The following is a 21,172-nucleotide window of genomic DNA, read 5'->3' as shown; positions in this document are numbered from 1 at the left end:
CTTGCAAAGTATACTTGTGGTATTCATAAGTTTTGTTAGGTTAATGAAAAGTATAAAGCACACACCACTATTTAACACGCTTCTTAAGTTTAAGTTTAAATCACCCGTGCGCGATGGAATATTGGCCGGGTTGTTTATCATGTTATTGACAGGTTCGACGGGATGTATTCTCTATTTTTTAGGGCATGATGCTTTAAAATCAGAAATTCAAAACTATCTAAAAAATATTGCTGCAACCGCAGCTGAATTTACGGATACGCAGTTGCATCAAAAAATCACTGAACCAGAACAACGTGATTCATCTGATTACAAAACGCTCACAAATCCATATTATAAATTGTTAAAAGGGAATGATCGCTTAGCCTTTATTTATACGGCTATTCAAAATGAAAAAGGTATATTTTTTATTTTAGATTCTCAAATTCAAAAAGATGGAGAAGGGGATAATAGGGCTCAGGTAATGGAGCTGTATCCGGATTATACCCCCGCAATGCTTTTGGCATTTTCTGAAAAGAAAGTGGTTGTGGAGGATGAGCCTTATACGGACAGATTTGGAACGTTTTTAAGCGGATATGCTCCACTGTATGATGGAGATAAGTTTATAGGAATCATAGGTACTGATATTAAGTTAGATGACTTTAATCTAAAAATGGATAAGATTAATAAAGGCTTTTATATCAATATTATTATGAGTAGTTTTTTTGGAATCTTGGTGGGGCTCATCGTGTTTCTAATACGGCGCTCAATGATGAATGTGGCTTTAATGAATAAAAAACATCTTGAAGATATTAAACTTATGGAAGAAAAGCAAGCTGCAGAGCAGAAAGAAGTAGAAGAACGAATGAAAGCAGAGGCTCAGCTAGCGCAAGAAGCTGTTGCAGAAGAGTTCGAGACTCAATTTCGAGATATCAGAGGCTTATTATCAAATGCAGTTCAGGAACTATGCAGTCAATCAACGGAAATGGCTAGAGTGGTTGAGGGGGCAAGTCAAAAAGCAGAACATGTTGCGACTGTATCAAACTCAACAGCCAGCGTGATTAAAAGCCTTGAAGTTGCTGCATCACAGATGAGGTCGTCTACAGAACATATTTCCGAAGAAATTAATAAGTCGGAACAAGCTGTATTGTGGACGGTGGAGGAGACAGCTAAGGCTGATAAAACCTCTAAATCCTTAGGGCTTGCAACAACACGAATTGATGAAATCGTTGAGCTTATTCAAAGCATAGCCGGTCAAATTAATATGTTAGCGTTGAACGCTACCATCGAAGCAGTTAGGGCAGGTGAAGCAGGAAAAGGATTTGCTGTTGTGGCTGGAGAAGTAAAATCTTTGGCCAGTCAGACTACGCAAGCTACCCATGAGATTGCAACGAATGTTACATCTATTCAAGCTGTCTCAAACGAGGTTATTAGTGTGACGACTGCGGTAAACTCTTCAATAATAGGGTTGAAGGACTTGTTGCACTTGATTAAATTTTCAGCAGACAAGCAAGTTGATGTGGTTAATGAGATTGCAACCCAAATAGAAACATCAGTTTCGATGATGGGGGTGATGAATCAAGAGATGATGCAGGTAAAATCAAGTTCAATGAACGTTAATGAACGGGCTATTAACAATCTTGAAGTTGCAAAGGTTATGCAAACCCATGTTGATGTGTTGAACACGTCTGTTGAAAAGTTTTTGAAAAACATCCGTGAGAGGGGTAAAGAATAAATATTATACGGTATTAGTTTTTAAGACGTGTATAGCATTCGTTGGGTTAGAATATCCAAAGATATAAGCTCCTGAAACAAGCGTTGTTGCGCCAGCATCGGCAGCTAATAAAGAAGTTTGATTGTTAATGCCGCCATCAACGACAACTTCGGCAACTTTACCTTTAAAATGAGTAATTTTGGGTAAAACGTCAGGCATAAACTTTTGTCCGGCACGGCCTGGGTTTACACTCATGATAAGCACATGATCGATATCGTCCAAAAATGGATCTACAAAACTTGTTGGGGTTTCTGGATTAATGGCTAACCCTGCTTTGCAACCAAAGCTGTGAATATGCTGTAAAATTTGCTTTAAATTTTTATGCGTTAATTCGCAATGAATGTAAATATGATTTGCGCCAGCAATTGCAAATGATTCAATAAATTTTTCTGGGTTTTCAACCATTAGATGCACGTCTAAGGGTAAGACCGTGACATGGCGTAAATCTGCGACCATTTTGGGTCCCAGGGTTAAATCTGGAACAAAGTGACCATCCATAACATCTACATGAATCCAGTCAGCGCCCGCGTCTTCCAGCATATAAGCTGTTTTTGATAGCATTGACCAGTTTGCTGATAATATGGATGGGGCAACTTTCAATTAAGCGTCGCTCTTTTCAATTGTAATGTCAGGAGCATCGACAGCCTTCATACCTACAACATGATATCCACTGTCCACGTGAATCAACTCACCAGTTACACCACTGGCTAAATCGCTCAATAGATAAAGGGCAGTGCCGCCCACGTCTTCTTGAGTTGTGTTGCGGCGTAATGGAGAATTTGCTTCGTTCCAACGTAGCATATATCGGAAATCACTAATTCCAGCAGCAGCCAATGTGCGCATAGGACCTGCAGAAATTGCGTTAACGCGAATGTTGTCGGGACCAAGGTCAGAGGCAAGGTATTGAACGCTGGCTTCTAAAGCTGCTTTTGCAACGCCCATCACATTATAGTGGGGCATCACTTTTTCCGCACCATAATATGATAAAGTAACACAGCTAGCACCGCTGTTCATTAAAGGGAGCAAGTGTTGACATACTGCAGTGAATGAATAACAGGAGATATCCATGGTCATTCTAAAGTTATCTCGACTGGTATTAACATATCGACCTTTCAATTCATTTTTATCCGAAAAGGCCACGGAATGTACGATAAAATCTAGTTTTCCAAATTTCTTTTCTAATTCATCGACCATTGCTTTAATGCTGGCGTCATCTTGTACATCGCACTGAACCATGAGGGGGGAACCTATAGTGTCTAAAAGTGGAGTAATACGTTTTAAGAAAATATCACCTTGGTAACTAAATGCCATTTCAGCGCCATGAGCGTGCAACATTTTGGCAATTCCCCAGGCGATTGAGTTTTCATTGGCAAGTCCCATAATCAGGCCTTTTTTGCCCGCCATTAGCAGGTTCGACATATACTTCTCCTAAAAAAATCAATTGATTAAGGGTACTATTTTTTTAAGAAAAAATCCATATGTTTGACGTATTTATCGGATGGTCTTGAAACCTGCAAAAATAGACCTATTAAAGGAGTATTAAATGCAATAGGAAGATCAAAATGAAAATGAATTTAAAATTAGCTTTTTTATTAACAGGATTTGTAACATCAACTGTATATGCAGCAGAAAGTACTTCTGACGAGCCCAATTCTATAGGCGATGTTCTTGTTGTCTTTGAAATGACAGACGATGAAAGGTTAGAATTTGCAATCAAAAAATCTGAGGAGACTGCCGCGGCAGAAGAAAGCTTTCGTGCAAAAAGGGCGGAATATGAAAACGCCGAACGCGAGTCCATCGGCTATGTAGCCTTTGAAACATTAAGACGAAATGTAGGGGAAATTGCAAGTGATGCAGATGATATATCAGCAATTCAATCCCAGATCAATAAAGTGCGAGGGGCTCAAAGATTTACAAGTTTAACAGATGAGCAAAAAGATCAGGTTGATGGTTTTTTGATAAGCTTAGTAAGCAGGATGTCTGTGCTTACATCTGAAGAAAACCTTGGCGCAAGAAATAGAGCTTCTGCAAGATAATTGTTGTGTAAAGTAAGTGGGAGCATGAGACTCTCACTTACTTTTTTTTAAAGACAATGAGTGTTAATTTAGTTATATTCTGTTCAATATTGCATTAATATTTAGGCTCTTTTTCCATGACATTATCCGAACTGTTGGAACGAATATCCAATTTCCAAGAAACGCTTTCCTACAACGTTATTCAAGGCAATACAATAAGTGCGATTCCAAATCTTGAAATACAGGGGATTAATTCCGATTCCAGGCTTGTTCAAAAAGGTGAGATTTTTGGTGTATTTACCCCCAGTTTGGATCAGGCATTAATGCATGTTGAACAAGCATTGGATCGTGGTGTTCAAGTAATGGTGGTATCCCATAAACTGATGAACTACATTGAATCAAAGCCTTACTTGAACGATGCAGTGTGGATTGTATGTGAACGTCCGCGAAAAATATTTGCAAAATTAACTTCAAAATTTTATGGAACGCACCCTCAAAATTGTGTGGCCGTTACGGGAACTGCGGGAAAAACATCTGTATGTTCTTTGGTGTTGCAATTGTGGAAACAGTTGAATATTCCCTCTGCAAGTATGGGAACGCTTGGGTTGCACCACAGTACAGAAGACTTGGTGATGGAATATACATCAACGCTGACAACGCCAGATCCTGTATCGATGCATAAATGTTTAGCAGAATTAAAACAATCTGGAACGGATCATATTGTAATGGAGGCATCTAGCCATGGGTTAGATCAAAATCGCTTAGATGGATTGCGTTTTAAAGTTGCCGCCTTTACAAGTTTTTCTCAAGATCATTTAGATTATCATCCCACAATGAATGCTTATTTTTTGGCTAAACTGCGCCTATTTGAAGATTTAATTAGCAAGGATGGATGGGCGGTTCTAAACGCAGATATACCTGAATATGATGCCTTAATGGATGCGTGTGTGATGCGAAATCACCCTGTTTATTCTTATGGTCAGCATGGAAAATTCATGCGATTAAAATCCATGACGATTAATAAAAATGGTCAACGATTGGTTCTGGAAATTAATAATGTTGATCATGTCGTTCAGTTTCCGTTGATGGGGCGTACGCAAGTTTACAATCTAATGTGTGCATTGACGATTGTTATTACCATGGGGTCAAAACTTGATGCAGTGCTTAAAGCAGTTGAACGCATAGTCCCAGTACCTGGACGATTGAATTTTGCCGGGCAACATTCAAATGGCGCAATGATCTATGTTGATTATGCACACAAGCCTCAAGCCTTAGAATTAGTCTTAAAAGACATGCGGTATTACTGTAAGGGTAAACTTCATGTGGTGTTTGGATGCGGTGGAGATCGCGATAAAGATAAACGAGCCATCATGGGGCGTATTGCCCATGAACACGCAGATGTTGTGATTGTCACAGATGATAACCCCCGCACAGAAGAACCCCATACTATTCGGCAACAGATTTTAAGTGAATCGCCATCGGCTATAGAAATTGGCGATCGTAAAGCGGCGATAGAGTATGCTATTCAATCTTTAAATCCAGAAGACATACTGATTGTCGCGGGCAAGGGGCACGAAAAACATCAGATTATTGGATCACACAAGATTCCCTTTGATGATATGCAGGTTGTCAGCGATTATTTAACTCAGCACACGGTATAGGATTAGACATGTTAACACTGGATATTATTGCAAACATTATAAACGGGAAAGCAAGTTCATCGGTTGATCTTGATAAAAAGATTTCGGGCTTTTCCATTGATTCCCGTACATTAACACCTGGAACTGTTTTCATCGCATTACAAGGTGAAATGGATCATGGAAATCGATTTATTGATAAGGCTATTGAACACGGCGCTGTTGCCATCATTACGGATCAGCAGCCTGAATTGAATGGGATGTCAAATGCAGTTCCATATATCTTAGTAGACGATAGCTTAGCCGCGTTGGTTAAAATTGCCCTGCATCAACGTAATGCATTTAAAGGTAAAGTATGTGGGGTTACGGGAACGGTTGGAAAAACAAGTGTCAAGGAAGCATTAAGTTTCTTGATTCGTAAAAGTGGATTAACGGTCCATGCCAGTGAAAAAAGCTATAACAACCATATCGGCGTACCCTTAACATTAGCTAACTTAGATTTAAATGCAGATATTGTCGTGATCGAAATGGGCACAAATCATCCAGGGGAGATTCTAAGCTTAACTCAACTGGTGCGTCCTCACGTTGCAATTGTAACAACAGTGGGGCCAGGTCATATTGAATTCTTTAATTCAGTTAGCGCAATTGCACAGGAAAAAGTTTCAATAGCCGCAACATTGGTTGACGGGGGAATTGCAATATTGCCCGCGGATTCAGAGTTCTTTTCGTTAATGAATGATATCGTGATTAAAGACTATAATCGTAATGTGATTTCATTTGGTAAATCCGAAACAGCAAATGTACGTACAGTGTCTGTTGATTTGACCAATTTTCATACATTACACATCAATGCGATTGTAATGGATACACCGGTTTCATATGATCTGCCTACGTCAAACACTGCGTGGGTCAATAACAGTCTGGCAATCTTGGCAGCAGCACATGCAATGGGATTGGACACAACTGCATTAGCAAGCCATTTTTCTGATTTGCCATTGGTGGATGGACGAGGGCGAGTGTATTCGATTCAGGTTAATGATAAGCACATTACATTAATTGATGATGCGTATAACGCAAATCCATTATCGATGAAGGCAGCATTAGAAACGCTATCAACGTACCCAGGTCGTAAAGTTGCAATCATCGGAGACATGCGAGAACTTGGTAGTTTTGCTGAACACTATCACATTGAGACAGGTCAGTTGTGTCGAGATTTAGCGCTTGACCAAGTCTTAACATGTGGAGTTCTGATGGAACATGCGCATAATGAATTATCGACACCCCAGCGAATGGGGCATGTGCAAGAATACCAGCAGGTTTTAAGTATCTTGCAGGACACTGTGCAGGAGGGGGATGTTGTGCTATTGAAAGCGTCGAATGGAGTAAAACTTCATAAGGTTGTAGCAGAGTTATTAAATGCAAGTGCTAAAGCTATAAACTCTTGAACAGTTAACGTTTCAGCACGACGTGTGGGATCGATTTCAGTCACAGCAAATATGTTGGGATCGATTCCTTTTAATGTAGATTTTAGCATTTTGCGACGCATTGAAAATGCTTGTTTCACAAGGCTTTCCATCCGACTAAATTCAACAGTCAATGGGTGACCTTTAGATACTATGTGGACTACCGATGACGTAACCTTGGGGGCTGGGGTAAAGACGTGAGGCGGTAAATCAAAGGCTTTCTTTGCATTAGCAAGCCACTGAACCATGATAGATAAACGCCCATAGTCCTTGGTTGAAGGGACTGCAACAATGCGATCAACGACCTCTTTTTGAAACATAAGAGTCAAGGATTCTATTCTTTCAATTAAGGGCAGCCATTTAAATAACAGTTCAGTCCCTATATTATAAGGAAGATTGGCAATTATTTTTGTTGGTCTGTCGGTGCATAAAATTTCAGCAAAATCTGTTTTAAGGGCATCTTGATGCAGAACGGTTAAACGATCCTCATTTAATTCCTGTAACGCAGTAACACACGTGGAATCCATTTCAATAGCGATAACTTCCGCAGCACCTAAATCCAGAATTGCACGGGTCAATCCACCTGGACCAGGACCGATTTCGATGACTCGACGTCCTTTTAAATCTCCTGCCGCAGCGGCAACTTTGTGGGTGATGTTTTCATCCAATAAAAAGTTTTGCCCCAGCGATTTTTTTGGTAAGAGGTTATGGCGAACCATAACTTCTTTTAAAGATGGACGATGTGTCATATGTATCAATCAGGTTTATATCTCTGCAGAGACAATAGGCATAAATGAGTCGATCTGCAATCTTTTTTATTCCTTATTATTTCATAGCCGCAGTATAGAGTTGAAAGAGATAAGAAATAATAAGAGGTTACAGTGAACTATAACCTCTATTAAAGAAACGTCGTTAGATTAATTAACCTTATAGTTTGGGTCTTTTGATTCAACTAGAATCGTGCGTGATAGTCGATTCAAAATGCTTCTGCTTTTTTGAGTTAAATTTTGCATCATTACGCGATATCTAAGTTCGTCTTTTGGAATGATTCCATCCATGATTTTACGACCACATACCCACATGTACATTGAACCTTGAGGATAACGAATGGCTTCGCTTAGGGTGTTATCATTTAATTTGCTTAGCAATTCAGCAAACTGTGGGGGCATTTGTTGTACCACGACGTGATCCGATTTTTCCATTTGAATGTACGGATGCTTTGCAAGAACGGCTTCTAATGCATCGCAGCTTTTGCATTTTTTCAACTCAGACGTTACGGCATCTTCTTGTAAGTTGTCTAAATTCATAATGATTTGACGAACGCTAAACACGGTATCTTTGATTGAAGATTCGCCAGGTAAACGTTTATCAACTAAAGCGTAAATCACATATCCATCATCTAAACGCTGAGGGGATGTTAATTGTCCAATTGTCATGTTACGAACAATGGATCCTGCTTTTTCAGGAAGCAATTCTAGATTAATCCATCCCATATTACCGCCTTGTTTTGCGGATGATGATTGAGAAAATTGCTGAGCCAACAATTGAAATTGACCGCCTTTTAATAATTCTGAATGAACCATATTAATTTGCTTTTGTACGGAACCTTCTTCTGATGGCGCATTGACCGGAATAAAGATTTCAGCCAATAAATAACGTGGTTTTGTTTTTTGGCTTAACTGTTCTTTATACATAAGCTCAATACGACTTTCAGAGACGTCTGCGGCTGTTGGGTATTTAAATTTAATGTATTGAGGCCAATAATATTGAACCGTTAAAAATTGTCGTACTGTATCCATGGGGATACTTTTTTCTTTAAAAAAAGTGTCTAAATTTTCAGGCAGTATGCCGATGCGCCCCGCCATTTCAGCCAGTTGATTGTTGACAGCTTCGTCTTGAATGGTCAAACCACTGCTGGTCATTTCTTGTAATTCAAGTTGCTCTTGAACTAACATCTTTGCCGCTTCTTGGGTTAGACTGTAACGATTTTCATTGGTTACGCCAATTCCAGACATTAGGGCTAAAAATCTCAGGCGATTTTCCACATCCACTTGGGTGATGCATTGTGTTCCAACAGTAATCACCACTTTGTTTGTGGAGGCTGTGGCTAAGGATTGAAGTAAAACAAAAGCACTGAATGCAATGTTAAGTAGGCGTTGTGTCATGACCATAACTTTATTTATATATCTTAAGAAACAATAGGCATAAATGAGTAATTCTGCAATCTTTTTTTGTGCATTTGTGTACTCTCCCAAATATAAGGGTAATTATAATGAGAGCTATTGATCTGCCAAATGGTTTGCTAACAGAGCAAAATTTGGATCAAAATATTCAATATCAGCATCAGCCCCATAGGTTGATGCTGACAGTGCAGCAGTAAGTAATAGTTTTTTCAACATGGCCTTATTTCTTATTATTATTTATTCATCCGTAGACAAGGTTGACTGTTGAACGTTACTTGTTTCTCCAACTTCCTTAATTAATAGAGTTAGCCTTTCGTAATGTCCTTTTGCAAATAGTTTTGTATCAGTATGATCATACTTTTTAGAAAAAACAGCTAATTTTTTTTGATGTTCTTTAAGAACCCCCGTTGGGTCGTCAGTCGTTATGCGTGGAGATAATAGCATTGCTTGTAAGAGTTGCTCTGTCAAAGAAACACGGCTCCAAAACAATTGACATAAAAACGCATCGTCCAGAGCTTTACTAATGCCATTATTTGGGGTGCTGTCTGCTGTTAATGCTATATAAATCATGTAAATAATTCTTATGTTTTCATGGGACTCTTCCAAAGTATTAAATAGTAAATCAAAATCATTGGAATTTAAAATATCTGACACTTCAGCTTGGGTGAGACGACGTAATACACATGATTCTGGTGTTCCAGGATCAATAACAACACAATTTGTGCCAACCTCTAACATTGCAGAGCGGTTTGCTAACAGAGCAAAATCTGGATCAAAGTATTTTGTATCAGCATCAGCCCCATAGGTTGGTGACAACAATGCGGCAGTTAGGAGTAGTTTTCTCAACATGGATTTATTCCTTATTATTTCATAGCAGCAGTATAGAATTGAAATCATTAAAAAATGGTTAAGGGTAATTTTTCGAAAACATAAAGATATTTTGATTTGACATTAAAGCATGAGACGTGTTGCCTATAAAAGTAGCATCAGTGTGAGGTGTGAATCAACAATGGAGATTGTAATGAGATCAAAACTAGTATTGAGTAGTGTCGTGTTGAGTAATCTATTAACGTTGGAAACAGTTGGTGCAGGTCATAAATCTCAAAGCATGCAACGAATGGATGGGGTATATCAAAAGTATCATGAAATAGTGACAGCCAATAGCAGATTACCTGATCAAGCAAAACAAAATGAGTCAGATGAATTCAGTCAAGTCAACCGATATCAAATAGACTTTTTACGTGAGTTGCAATCTAATCGTACGTTGTGTGTTGATACCAAAAAGATCTCCGATCCTGTTGAAGTGGCACATGCAATGGCAGCTAAAGATAGTGAAGCTAGAAGCTTTCTTGAACGGTATGCTGCGTACATACGATCGTGTGAAGGGCGTAATGTCAGTGATATAAAGAAAGCAGTAAAAGAATATGCAGAAAGGAGCTATGCAGTTTTACAAGAAGCTCTATCCAACCCAGACAAGAATGGTGTTGTAGATATTCATATTGAGTCTCAAGAGTTTTCAGTGCCAGGATCAACAACTAGATATCCTAAGTTTTATGGCTTTGTAATACGCTAATTGAATTAAGATGATCAAAACTAGGAGGGCATCCCCCTAATTTTGATAGGGTAATAATGGGTGCTTATTAAGCTGAAATAGATTATTCATCATAAATCTTTCCAAACTCATCCATTAACCGCATTCGTTTTTCGAAATGCCCTTTAGTAAACGGTGTTGTGTCTGAATGATCATGACGAGCAGAAAAGGCAGCTATTTTTTTTTGCTGTTCTTTAAGAATCCCAGTGGGGTCTTCAGTTATTATGTGTGGCGACAGTAACATCTTCTGTACGAGTTGTTCAAACAGTTCGACACGGCTCCAAAATAATCGACGTAATAACTCATAATCCAGCGCTTTGCTAATACCATTATTGAGAGTACAATCTGATGTTAATATTATACAAATTAGATTAATACTCCACATATCACGAACGCACGACGACTGAGCTTCACTGAGTACATCAAAATCATTGAAATTTAAAGCTTTGGATACCTCAGCTTGGGTGAGACGACGCAATATACAAGGTCTTGATGTATCTGGATTAACCACAACACCGTTCTCATTAACAACTAACGTTTCTGAACGGTTTGCTAACAGTGAGAACTCTGGATCAAAATATTGTGTATCAGCCCCATAGATTGATGACAACAGTGCAGTGGTTAGCAGTAGTTTTTTCCACATGGATTTATTCCTTATTCTTTCATAGTCGCAGTATAGAACTTAAATCATTAGAAAATAGTTAAGGACAATTTTTGCCAGACATAAAGATATTGTGATTTGACACCCACGCAAAAGAAGTGTTGCCTAAATAAGTAGCATCAGTGTGAGGTGTGAATCAACAATGGAGAATCGAATGAGATCAAAACTATTATTGGGTAGTGTAGTGTTAGGTAATCTATTAACTTCGGAAGCAGTGTTTGGAAGTGAACAGAGCTCTATTAGGCAAGCATTTTTAGCACATTCGCTTATGGAGAGCGGACGGCCTGCTCAACAAGCGCTTAGAACGATAAAAGAAGATAAAGAAAAAGCTGTATCACATCAAAAGTTACATGAAGCAGTTCAACTAATTGCTGATACAGAAAGAGAGTTACTAAGACGTTTTATGTTTTTGTTACAAGCGAGAGCCAACAGTAGTACTAAAGAGGAAAAAGATCAACTCGATAGTCAATTGCGAAACTTGCAAGATGAGTATGAAGCAAGAATAAATACTTACATGCCTCACAAACAATCAAAACGCAATGAACGTGAAGCAGGTCTCGTCTGTGAATTTATGGTGCAAAACAAGAATAACTGCTTCACAAAAATTGTCTTTGATAAAGAACTTGATATAAGGCAGCTTAGTATACAAGAAGTACCGTTTATGGCATTGGGCAAAAATTTGAATTTAGGAACATTTCCTTTGATTCGTCGTAATTAAGAGTAATCTGCATAAGAGGAGAAAAACTCTCCTTTTATATTAATTCCAAAGCCCATTAAATAGAACTGCTAATCGTTCACCTGGCGTAAAATGGTTACGTCCTTGGTAAAGCCCGCCCTCATAAACACGGTGCGTTTCTGACGTTGGAGTGATTTGGAAATACTCTGCAGATTCAAGGGTAATTTTGTCAATAAAGAATACAAGACGTGGATATGAAAATCGCAGAGCGTTTAAGGTTGTATCTATAAATCCATTGGGATTTAAAATCGCTTTTTCCATTAACATTTTTATTAGATAGATACGATTCCAAAATAATTGCTGTACTAAATCAACAGATGGACCATCCGAATCATCTACAGATAACCAGCTGATTAATTTGTGACATTCATTAGTTAGTATGAGCATACTACCTAACAAACTCTTATTAAACATGGGATCGGTTCGAGGGATCAAACGATCAAAATCTAAGTATTCTTCAACAGATTTCTGAGTTAAAGGCTCTCTGAAAAGAGTATGTTCTGGGTCTGGTTTAAGGTCGGTCGTTGAATCCTTAACCTCAACCGCTGGAACATGTTCTGGGAATACAACCAGTTCATCGCCAGGATCAAAGATATTAAAGAATGATTGTAATAATTGCAGATGAAGACCTGGGTTACTATACATATTTAATATAAATTCATAAGGGGGATACCTTAGCACAAATGGCTTAAGGTCAGATTGATCCTGTGTTTCGCAAAATGACTGAATTCTTTGTAGAGTCGCCTGAGCATTATATATTGCTTTGTCCAAGTCTTCTGAAGGAGATGGGGAGTCCAACATGGAAACAATTGATTCATACCATGCTTTAATCAAATGAACACGATTCCAGAACATCGTCCTTAAAGCCTGAACAGTTTGAGGGGTTGTTTCCAAGTGAGCGACTGCAGGTCTTAGATCAACAAGGAGGTGAGTAATTTCATTGATCCATTGACGTTTAAGATCAATGAATCGAGAGGGATCGGATTGGATTTCCAATAAAGGTATAGGGTTAGAGGTGATACGCCGTATTTTCCAGTCGTCTGCTTGCATGGTATCAGACGTGATTGTAATTTTAACTGAAAAATCACCTGGGACTGTCGTATCCTCAGTCCTAAGAAAAAGCCCTAATTCTGACACAGAAAACTCTGGATCAAAATATTGTGTATCAGCCCCATAGATTGATGATAACAGGGCAGCAGTAAGTAATAGTTTTCTCAACATGGATTTATTCCTTATTATTCTGTGTTCTATCAGCAGTATAGAATTGAAATCGTTAGAAAATGGTTAAGGTAGATCTTATGAAATCATTGTGTTTTTAATGGGAGTGTGGTGCAATACATGCACTGAAATTTATAAAGGTGTGAAATGAAAAAAGCTCTAGGAGTAATGCTGGTCTGTGCAATTGCAGCCGCTGGATACTGGGTCTATAAAACAAAGGAGAAATCAGTCGTGAATGTCGAATTAATTCCCCGGGAAGTATTGTTTGGGAACCCCGAAAAATCAATGGTGCGCTTAAGTCCGAATGGTCAATACATATCCTATGGCAGTCCATTGAACGGCGTTCAAAATATCTTTGTTGCAAAATCGGGATCACCCCATGATGCAAAACCCATTACTGAAGATAAGGGCAGGGGGATTCGCAGTTATTTTTGGTTATATGATAATCAGCACGTTATCTATTTAAAAGATGATGGTGGTGATGAAAATTGGCGTATTCATGTGGTTGATATTCACACAAAAGAAGATCAGATATTTACGCCTGAAAAAGTAAATGCACGCATATTAAATGTGTCGGATAAGTTTCCGGAAGAGATTCTCATTGGTTTAAATGACCGGGATCAATCCTATCATGATGTGTATCGATTGAATATTCGTACAGGTGAAAAAGAATTGATCTTGCAAAATGATCAAGGATTTAGAGATTTTACATTTGATGATGATTATCGACTAAGGTTTGCGTCTGCTACAACGGCAGATGGTGGAGCTCAATATTTTAAAGCGCTTCCAACAGAAGAGCCCAGAAAATATAACTGGGAAAGCTTTATGCAGTATGGTTTAGAAGATGTGTATACAACGGGCTTATTGGGGTTAACATATGATGGTAATACACTGTATGTGATTGATAGCCGTGGCAGAGATATGAATATGTTGAAAGCAATCAATCTTGCAGACAACAGCGAAACGATTTTAGCTGAGGCTACAAAAGCTGAAATCGGTGGTATTATGGCGCATCCTATTAGCGGTGTTGTTCAAGCGTATTCCGTGAATTATTTGCGCAATGAATGGACATACTTTGATAAAGCGTTAGAAGACCATATGAACGTTATCAAGAAATCTGTAACAGGTGAGGCCGCAGTTGTTAGCCGAACCCATGATGATACAAAGTGGGTTGTTGCTGATATGAAAGATGACGGACCCATTGGATACTATACTTATTCAACAGCAGATAAAACGCTAACGTTCTTATTTAATCACCGTGATGTATTAACGAAGTATAAGCTTGCTAAAATGGAAGGTGTTGTTATTAAAGCCCGTGATGGGTTAGAGATGCCATGTTACCTTACAAAGCCTGTTGGTGTGTCAGGACCTGTTCCATTAATTGTCTTGGTTCACGGCGGACCTTGGGCTAGAGATGACTGGGGATATGATCCAGAAGCACAATGGTTGTCCAATCGTGGATATGCGGTATTACAAGTCAACTATCGAAGTTCAACTGGATTCGGTAAGTCATTCACATCTAAAGGTAATTTAGAGTGGGGGCGCAAAATGCATGAAGACTTATTAGACGCCGTACAATGGGCAATAAAAGAGGGTATTGCTGATCCATCAAAAGTCGCAATTTACGGGGGCAGTTATGGTGGATATGCAGCTCTTTGGGGGGCGACACAATCAGGGGATGTCTTCAAGTGCGCAGTGGATATTGTAGGTCCTTCTAACTTGAATACGTTGCTATCAAGTTTTCCAGCGTACTGGGCGTCTTTCATGGAAATTGCTTACCGTCAAGTTGGTGATTTGCGCACAGAAGAAGGTCGTGCGTTACTGAAAGAGCGCTCTCCTTTAACGCATGTCAATAACATTAAGATTCCCGTATTGATTGCTCAGGGTGAAAAAGACCCTCGCGTAAAGCTTGCGGAATCTGAGCAAATCGTTGCGGCGATGAAAGAAAAAGGATTGCCCTATATTTACATGTTGTTCATGGATGAAGGGCACGGGTTTGCACGCCCTGAAAACAAGTTTGCGTTTTATGGCGCTGCGGAACGTTTCTTAGCGGATCACTTGGGTGGACGATTTGAAAAGATAACCACAGAACTGGATAAGACAACGTTGGATCCGGCGCAGAAAGAAGAGCTGAAACAGCGGTTTGCACAGTAAATTAATTAGCCCCCAAAAGGGGGCTTTTTTATGCGTCGTTGGTAAACGTAACGTTGAATCTTGTGTTTACACAACTACGGCGCCCTTTGCTCCAGCAACGTGACGTTGCATCCACTAGATAAAGGTTGTAGGAGCAAACCTGCGCCGATCACACCCGATGCAACCTATTGAGCCGCATATCTCTTAAGTTACATATGTATCCCGATCATGGCTGCGAGCGAATGATTGCTAATGTAGAAGCTTTCCGCCCCCTTATCAACTTCTACAATAGTTTTTGAACGCATATACATATAGCTTACACCCAATAGAATCGTTGGAGTGAGTTTATAATCGAATCCAACAGATGCTCTGTATGTTACTCCGAGTGTAGAGTTAATAAGATTGTCATTGTCGTAGAGGTTTACAGTTTCACCTTTTTCAAGGGATTCAACTGCATTAGGATATCCAAAAATATCTTTTCCAAATCCTATACCGCCCATTGTTGATATACGGAACGAAGGTTGATGATAAAATATACCCGCAGCAAGATATGATTGGATGATTAACGCCCTTTGTGAGTTGATAAAATTAGATGATATCCCGGTCGAGCATCCCAATTCAGCAATCAAACCAAAGTTTTCAGAAACTTCTTGTGATAGTCCGGCCGTGATATCAAGCGTTATCGCTCCAGTAGAGACGTTCTCTGCAATTGTATGAATAGTGCCGGTGTCGCGATAATACGGGTAGCCATAATTATATGCAGGTTTTTTACGAAGGCTCAGTTCATAGGGTTCATCCCCAGAATAATTCAACTTTAGATTTGAATATGCTGGCAAAAGTTTCATATAAGCTCCAGTCCAGGAATTGCTGTTTGCGGATAAAGAGGGCAGTGATAGACTCAAAAGAGTCAGTACGAGAAGCAGTTTTTTCATAATAGGCCTTTATTGATTAAAGGCTGAATATTAAATGATTAAAGTCAAGGTGTCAAATTATTACTCAAATCTGGGTTCGACTCCAAGCATGGGTGCAATACGAGTGATAATGCGACCACCTAGTGGGGCGGCATTCCAACCACCAGCCGTAAAACCATAGGTACCTTGAATGGCCTGTGGTTCGTCCAAAGAAACGAATACCAAATACTCAGGATTGTCTAGGGGGAAAACTCCAAAGAAAGATGTAAGGTTGCGACCATCTTTTAAGTAACGACCTTTTTCAACTTTTTCAGCAGTACCCGTTTTTCCACCGATTAAATAGCCTTGTACTTTTGCTTTACGAGCCGTTCCGTCTTCTAACGTTTTTAGCATTAATGCACACAGTGATTTGCGATCTTTTTCAGCAATTAACTCCCCAATACTAGAGGGTGTGCGTTCTGGGTTTTGTAAAAGTGATAAAGGTAAGTGGTGCTCTGTCAATACATTGGTAATGGATTGCATAAACTGAATGGGGCTTGCTGCTAAGCCATGTCCAAATGCAATAGTCATGCACGATCCTCGTGATGGTTTTGAAGGTAGCAATGGGCGTCCTTTTTCTGGCAACTCTATGGACGGTTTGTCGCACAGGCCTACTTCACGTAAAAACTCCATTTGCTTTTCAGGTCCAATGGACAGTGCCATTAACGCAGAACCAATGTTGGACGAATGAAAGAAAATTTCTTCAACTGTTAAAGGACGACGTTCCCCCCCGCGATAGTCTCTAATGCGGAACTTTCCAAGAGCAAGTGGTTGAGACGCATCAAATACCGCGTGGACACCCCCTTTTCCGTACTTTAGGAAAAAGGCAGTGTTTAAAAGTTTCATTACAGAACCTTGCTCATAAACACCAAGTGTGTTGCGGTTAAATGCGTTTTCACCGCCCATGGTCTTGGGGTTGTTAGGGTCAAAATCAGGAGCAGATACCATGCCTAATATTTGACCTGTTTTTAACGAAATGACCATGCCACTGCCACCCTTGGCCTTGAACTTTTCTACACTTTGCTTAAGCTCATTGTGTAAGATATGTTGAATGGGTAACGAAAGTGATAGCTGTACTTCTTTGTTTGGATCTTTCAAAATATGATCAAATTGCTTTTCAACACCCGCAGTTCCATTGCCATCAATATCCGTAACACCCAGAACATGTGAGAACAAGTTGCCCTGTGGGTAAATACGTTTCTTTTCAAATTGAAAATCTAGCCCCGGCAATCCCAGTTCAATAACGCGTTGTTGATCCTGAGGTGAAAGGTTTCGTTTCAACCAAACAAAGCCTTTTTCTGCTGTTAATTTTTTATAAACAACATCAATATTTAAATCGGGAAAAGTCGCGACTAATTTTTTTGCAGCATCCATAGGGTCCAGAATCATTTTCGGGTTGCCGTATAGTGACGCGGTAATTAGGGTTGTTGCAATAACGTTGCCGTGTGCATCTAAAATTTTACCCCGATCAGCACCTTCCATTGCATAGGTTTGACCGGCATTGCCTAAGCGGTCAGATTGCAACATCATAATGTCAACTAATCGAATTTGAATAATCATAAATACAGACATGAATGCGACAATTAAAACTAATAATCGTAATCTAATTTGCTTTAATTGTGTGGATAACACATTTTCAACGGATCGCATGTCTTTGTGTTGAGGGGACATTAATTAATCCCTCCTGGCAACACTCGAAACAAGCTTTCTGGAATAGACAAAGGACGCTCTCTAAACGGAATACCTTTTAATGGTCTAAGTTGTGTGGGCTGTAAGGGTTGCCAACCCGGTAAGTGTTTTTCCACAAGCTTTTGTAAATAGGTTGGGTTGCTGACGTGTCCCCACTCAGCTTCCAAAATATGAAGGTGTTTTTTCTCTTCATTAATTTCATGAATAATGCGTAATAGTTCATCTTCCATCCGAACTACTTGATGTTTTAACTGGAATAAGCCTGTTGCTAAAACAATGCTAGATCCTAATATCCATAAGGTTAGTCGACGCATTCACTACAAATCCTCTAATTGAATCCTGAACTCACCTAAACAACAATCGTGTATTTACTACATTCTTTTGTCGCAAGACTTAATTAGCGTTCAGTTTCAAATTCCCATTGTTTATCTGTTGGTATTTTTTCTACTGCTCGTAACCGTGCGGATCTTGACCGGGGGTTTTGTTTTATCTCATCGTCCCCTGCGGTGATGCCGCTACGTTTCACATATTTAAAGTTTGGTTCACAAACGTTAATATTTGGTAAATGACGTGAAGAATTATGCATTGGTTCACACCATTTACGAAACTCTCGTTTCACACAACCATCTTCCAGTGAGTGAAACGAAACGATTCCTAACCGTCCGCCCTGATTTAATAGATCTGGAGCTTTTTTTAAAAACGTTTCTAATTCGCCCAGTTCGTCATTTACAGCAATACGAATTGCTTGAAATGTACGTGTTGCGCCGTCAATATCACTTGACCTATCGCGTGGTACAATCGAACGCACAATGTCCGCCAACTCTAAGGTTGTTTGGATCACTTTGTTTGCTCTGGCTGCTATAATCGCGCGCGCAACTTTGCGTGATAATCGTTCACCACCATAGTGGAAAATGACATCAGCTAAGTCTCCTTCAGACCATGTATTTACAATCGTTTCTGCGGTTAATCCATTTTGGGACATTCGCATGTCCAATGGACCATCCTGACGAAATGAAAACCCACGTTCTGCTTCATCTAATTGGGGAGAGGAAACCCCCAAATCCAATATAATCCCATCTACTGTAGGACAGTTAAGAGCCTGCAAATGTTCATCAATCTGACTAAACACTCCCTTTACAAACTGAAAGCGATCTCCGAATTCATTCTGTAATTGAATTGCTGCTGCTTCGGCAGAGGGGTCACGATCAATTCCAATCACCCGAACACCCGTATCGTGGTTCAATATTTCTTTTGTATACCCACCTCGGCCAAATGTACCGTCCACATAAACACCACCGGAACGTAGATTTAAACACGCAGTTGCTTCGTGTACCAATACCGGAATGTGCAAAACACCATCACTATTCACTGAACACCTTGTACATTTTGATTTAACTGTCCAAGAGATAACGACACATTGGATTGGCTTAACCGTTGGCGTGCTTGTTTTAAAACACCATCATAGGTTTCAGGATCCCAAATTTCAAAGGTACGTCCTTTACCCACAAACACAGCCTTTTCGGTGATTCCGACATGATGTATCAATTCTTCACTTAAAATGATACGTCCTTCAGAATCTAAAGTCATCAATTTGCTGTCGGCTAATAACACCGCAGCAAGATCCTGCTGTTCTTGGGAATAAACACCAATTCCATCAATAACACGTGTCAACTGTTCCATACGATCCATCATCATGCCTTCAAGGGCAGGTTTCTGGAAAGAACGAACCACCGCAAATTCTTCCATAGTCCCGTGTTGTAAGACTTGACGAAAGGTTGATGGCAAGCTTACTCGCCCCTTTTTGTCGACCTTATGAACAAATGTTGACAGAAACAGTTTCATTTATGCGTTTTCTCTCCCTTAATATGGTATAGCATGGGATTTTATGGGTTTCAATGACAAAATACAGGTAAATTGTAAATTTTTTATTTATAACTTCTTTATAGTTTGCATATTTTTATAAAAAGAATTATTCCTAAACATAGGAAATGTAACGGTATAAGCAAAGTAAACGACAAACATGCGCAGTATTACGAAAATTATTGAATTGGTTGATATATCTGTCCCCAACGTATTTATAAAATATGATGCCTATCAATTGTTAGCGGACAGAGTTGGACTTTCTAGGCAAGCGTTGCGTACACATAAAGATAAGATTGTTTCTGAAGACATCGTCCATCAATTTCAAAGCGACCTTAAAGATCTGATACAGGGCAAGCCACTGCATCGTATTTTAGGGTATCGATACTTTTGGAAAGATAAATTTGAACTATCCTATGATACGTTAGAGCCACGACCTGATACTGAAACCTTGATTGAGGTGTGTTTAAAATATGTGTCTAACAAAGAAACGGCCTATCGTATTTTAGATTTAGGTACAGGGTCTGGGTGTATTTTGGCATCGTTATTACAAGAATATCCAAATGCGTTTGGGGTCGGTGTTGATATTTCTCAAGGTGCCTTAGAAACTGCGAACACGAATGCTGATTATTTAGGCATTTCTGATCGCGTGGAATGGATGCAAAGTGATTGGTTAACCAACGTTCAAGGTAAGTTTGATATTATTATTTCCAATCCGCCTTATATCCCTTCCTTAGATGTTCAAGGATTGTCTGAAAACGTTCAGGCTTATGATCCATTAAAGGCATTGGATGGGGGCGCTGACGGCTTGGATGCTTATCGACAATTAGCAGAGCAATTGCCGTCTATCATCAAAGACAATACATTGATCATTCTGGAAATCGGATATGATCAAGGGGAATCAGTCCCAGCTTTGTTTAAAGCGCACGGGTATAATATTGTCACCTTGGAAAAAGATTATGGTGGAAATCCACGGTGTTTGGTATTGCGTAAATAGTTTTTTAACTGATCCACTGAATAAGTTGATTTAAACGATCATCTACGGATGCATTTGGAACTAGTGTCAGGGTGTAACCAAAATGTTGATAAACATCCCTATGAATTTGTTCAAATCGTAAAGCATCAATAAAGCTAATCTTGCGAGCGTCCGTGTGTTCAATAAACCCCAGGTTTTCTATAAAAAAGACGCTCCGTTGAAATATGTTCGTTGTGATAATGTGATTGATTTCTGTCATCAATTCAGAAGGTATAGGGTACCCCAAAAAAATACAAAGAGCATACGTACA

21 protein-coding genes are annotated in these 21,172 nt (G+C 39.4%); 8 read left to right on the top strand and 13 right to left on the bottom strand.

All coding sequences use genetic code 11. The annotated features are described in order from the left end of the window. The first annotated feature begins 43 nt into the window (after positions 1-43). Positions 44-1,711 (top strand): methyl-accepting chemotaxis protein, encoded by a 1,668-nt coding sequence (locus CPBP_RS02330; protein ID WP_350332445.1) that lies wholly within the window; start codon positions 44-46, stop codon positions 1,709-1,711. 3 nt (positions 1,712-1,714) lie between these two features. Here CPBP_RS02330 and rpe read toward each other — a convergent pair whose 3' ends face one another. Next, positions 1,715-2,350 (bottom strand): ribulose-phosphate 3-epimerase, encoded by a 636-nt coding sequence (gene rpe, locus CPBP_RS02325; RefSeq protein WP_350332444.1) that lies wholly within the window; start codon positions 2,348-2,350, stop codon positions 1,715-1,717. Continuing rightward, positions 2,351-3,169 carry an enoyl-ACP reductase FabI gene (gene fabI, locus CPBP_RS02320; RefSeq protein WP_350332443.1) on the bottom strand — a complete coding sequence of 273 codons (819 nt, stop codon included), beginning with the start codon at positions 3,167-3,169 and terminating at the stop codon, positions 2,351-2,353. It lies immediately after the preceding gene. Positions 3,170-3,312: 143 nt separating this feature from the next. On the opposite strand from fabI, the gene CPBP_RS02315 reads away from it, so the two are divergent. The 3 genes from CPBP_RS02315 to CPBP_RS02305 all read left to right on the top strand — a co-directional run bounded on the left by CPBP_RS02315 (position 3,313) and on the right by CPBP_RS02305 (position 6,847). Then, positions 3,313-3,786: a hypothetical protein gene (locus CPBP_RS02315; RefSeq protein ID WP_350332442.1), complete on the top strand. Its 474-nt coding sequence runs from the start codon at positions 3,313-3,315 to the stop codon at positions 3,784-3,786. Positions 3,787-3,902: 116 nt separating this feature from the next. Continuing rightward, the gene (locus CPBP_RS02310) at positions 3,903-5,426 is read left to right on the top strand and encodes a UDP-N-acetylmuramoyl-L-alanyl-D-glutamate--2,6-diaminopimelate ligase (protein WP_350332441.1); all 1,524 of its coding nucleotides are present in this window, start codon (positions 3,903-3,905) and stop codon (positions 5,424-5,426) included. 8 nt (positions 5,427-5,434) lie between these two features. Further along, positions 5,435-6,847 carry a UDP-N-acetylmuramoyl-tripeptide--D-alanyl-D-alanine ligase gene (locus CPBP_RS02305; RefSeq protein WP_350332440.1) on the top strand — a complete coding sequence of 471 codons (1,413 nt, stop codon included), beginning with the start codon at positions 5,435-5,437 and terminating at the stop codon, positions 6,845-6,847. Here CPBP_RS02305 and rsmA read toward each other — a convergent pair. The 3 genes from rsmA to CPBP_RS02290 form a co-directional block, all read right to left on the bottom strand. Next, on the bottom strand, positions 6,793-7,614 hold the full coding sequence (gene rsmA / locus CPBP_RS02300; protein ID WP_350332439.1) for a 16S rRNA (adenine(1518)-N(6)/adenine(1519)-N(6))-dimethyltransferase RsmA: 822 nt from the start codon (positions 7,612-7,614) through the stop codon (positions 6,793-6,795). The two genes, CPBP_RS02305 and rsmA, sit on opposite strands and share 55 nt — an antisense overlap. A gap of 168 nt (positions 7,615-7,782) precedes the next feature. Next, positions 7,783-9,120 (bottom strand): peptidylprolyl isomerase, encoded by a 1,338-nt coding sequence (locus CPBP_RS02295; protein WP_350332438.1) that lies wholly within the window; start codon positions 9,118-9,120, stop codon positions 7,783-7,785. Positions 9,121-9,285: 165 nt separating this feature from the next. Next, entirely contained in the window at positions 9,286-9,897 is a 612-nt protein-coding gene (locus CPBP_RS02290; RefSeq protein WP_350332437.1) for a hypothetical protein, read from the bottom strand. 172 nt (positions 9,898-10,069) lie between these two features. On the opposite strand from CPBP_RS02290, the gene CPBP_RS02285 reads away from it, so the two are divergent. Then, entirely contained in the window at positions 10,070-10,621 is a 552-nt protein-coding gene (locus CPBP_RS02285; protein ID WP_350332436.1) for a hypothetical protein, read from the top strand. Between the two features lie 82 nt (positions 10,622-10,703). Here the strand turns inward: CPBP_RS02285 and CPBP_RS02280 are convergent, their stop codons facing one another. Then, the gene (locus CPBP_RS02280) at positions 10,704-11,282 is read right to left on the bottom strand and encodes a hypothetical protein (RefSeq protein WP_350332435.1); all 579 of its coding nucleotides are present in this window, start codon (positions 11,280-11,282) and stop codon (positions 10,704-10,706) included. A 172-nt stretch (positions 11,283-11,454) separates the two neighbouring features. Between CPBP_RS02280 and CPBP_RS02275 the strand changes: the two genes are divergently transcribed. After that, positions 11,455-12,018, top strand: a complete 564-nt coding sequence (locus CPBP_RS02275; RefSeq protein ID WP_350332434.1) for a hypothetical protein — start codon at positions 11,455-11,457, stop codon at positions 12,016-12,018. 39 nt (positions 12,019-12,057) lie between these two features. Here the strand turns inward: CPBP_RS02275 and CPBP_RS02270 are convergent, their stop codons facing one another. Then, the gene (locus CPBP_RS02270) at positions 12,058-13,257 is read right to left on the bottom strand and encodes a hypothetical protein (protein WP_350332433.1); all 1,200 of its coding nucleotides are present in this window, start codon (positions 13,255-13,257) and stop codon (positions 12,058-12,060) included. 144 nt (positions 13,258-13,401) lie between these two features. Here CPBP_RS02270 and CPBP_RS02265 point away from each other — a divergent pair, with 144 nt between their 5' ends. Beyond that, entirely contained in the window at positions 13,402-15,408 is a 2,007-nt protein-coding gene (locus tag CPBP_RS02265; protein ID WP_350332432.1) for a S9 family peptidase, read from the top strand. 188 nt (positions 15,409-15,596) lie between these two features. Here the strand turns inward: CPBP_RS02265 and CPBP_RS02260 are convergent, their stop codons facing one another. The 5 genes from CPBP_RS02260 to CPBP_RS02240 all read right to left on the bottom strand — a co-directional run bounded on the left by CPBP_RS02260 (position 15,597) and on the right by CPBP_RS02240 (position 19,868). Further along, on the bottom strand, positions 15,597-16,232 hold the full coding sequence (locus CPBP_RS02260; protein ID WP_350332431.1) for a hypothetical protein: 636 nt from the start codon (positions 16,230-16,232) through the stop codon (positions 15,597-15,599). Positions 16,233-16,379: 147 nt separating this feature from the next. Further along, the gene (locus tag CPBP_RS02255; RefSeq protein ID WP_350332430.1) at positions 16,380-18,008 is read right to left on the bottom strand and encodes a peptidoglycan D,D-transpeptidase FtsI family protein; all 1,629 of its coding nucleotides are present in this window, start codon (positions 18,006-18,008) and stop codon (positions 16,380-16,382) included. After that, on the bottom strand, positions 18,008-18,340 hold the full coding sequence (gene ftsL / locus CPBP_RS02250) for a cell division protein FtsL (protein WP_350332429.1): 333 nt from the start codon (positions 18,338-18,340) through the stop codon (positions 18,008-18,010). The genes CPBP_RS02255 and ftsL overlap by 1 nt, the downstream gene beginning before the upstream one ends. Before the next feature lie 83 nt (positions 18,341-18,423). Continuing rightward, entirely contained in the window at positions 18,424-19,395 is a 972-nt protein-coding gene (gene rsmH, locus CPBP_RS02245; RefSeq protein WP_350332428.1) for a 16S rRNA (cytosine(1402)-N(4))-methyltransferase RsmH, read from the bottom strand. Continuing rightward, positions 19,392-19,868, bottom strand: a complete 477-nt coding sequence (locus CPBP_RS02240; protein ID WP_350332427.1) for a division/cell wall cluster transcriptional repressor MraZ — start codon at positions 19,866-19,868, stop codon at positions 19,392-19,394. The genes rsmH and CPBP_RS02240 overlap by 4 nt, the downstream gene beginning before the upstream one ends. A gap of 178 nt (positions 19,869-20,046) precedes the next feature. Between CPBP_RS02240 and prmC the strand changes: the two genes are divergently transcribed. Further along, on the top strand, positions 20,047-20,883 hold the full coding sequence (prmC, locus tag CPBP_RS02235) for a peptide chain release factor N(5)-glutamine methyltransferase (protein ID WP_350332426.1): 837 nt from the start codon (positions 20,047-20,049) through the stop codon (positions 20,881-20,883). Positions 20,884-20,887: 4 nt separating this feature from the next. Here the strand turns inward: prmC and CPBP_RS02230 are convergent, their stop codons facing one another. Further along, positions 20,888-21,148, bottom strand: coding sequence for an AAA family ATPase (locus tag CPBP_RS02230; protein WP_350332425.1), 261 nt, complete (start codon positions 21,146-21,148; stop codon positions 20,888-20,890). Positions 21,149-21,172: the final 24 nt, after the last annotated feature.

The organism is Candidatus Bodocaedibacter vickermanii, assembly GCF_014896945.1.
GTDB lineage: Bacteria > Pseudomonadota > Alphaproteobacteria > UBA6184 > UBA6184 > Bodonicaedibacter > Bodonicaedibacter vickermanii.
The sequence above is the reverse complement of the archived record's forward strand: the minus strand, read 5'-3'. Positions and strand labels throughout refer to the sequence as shown.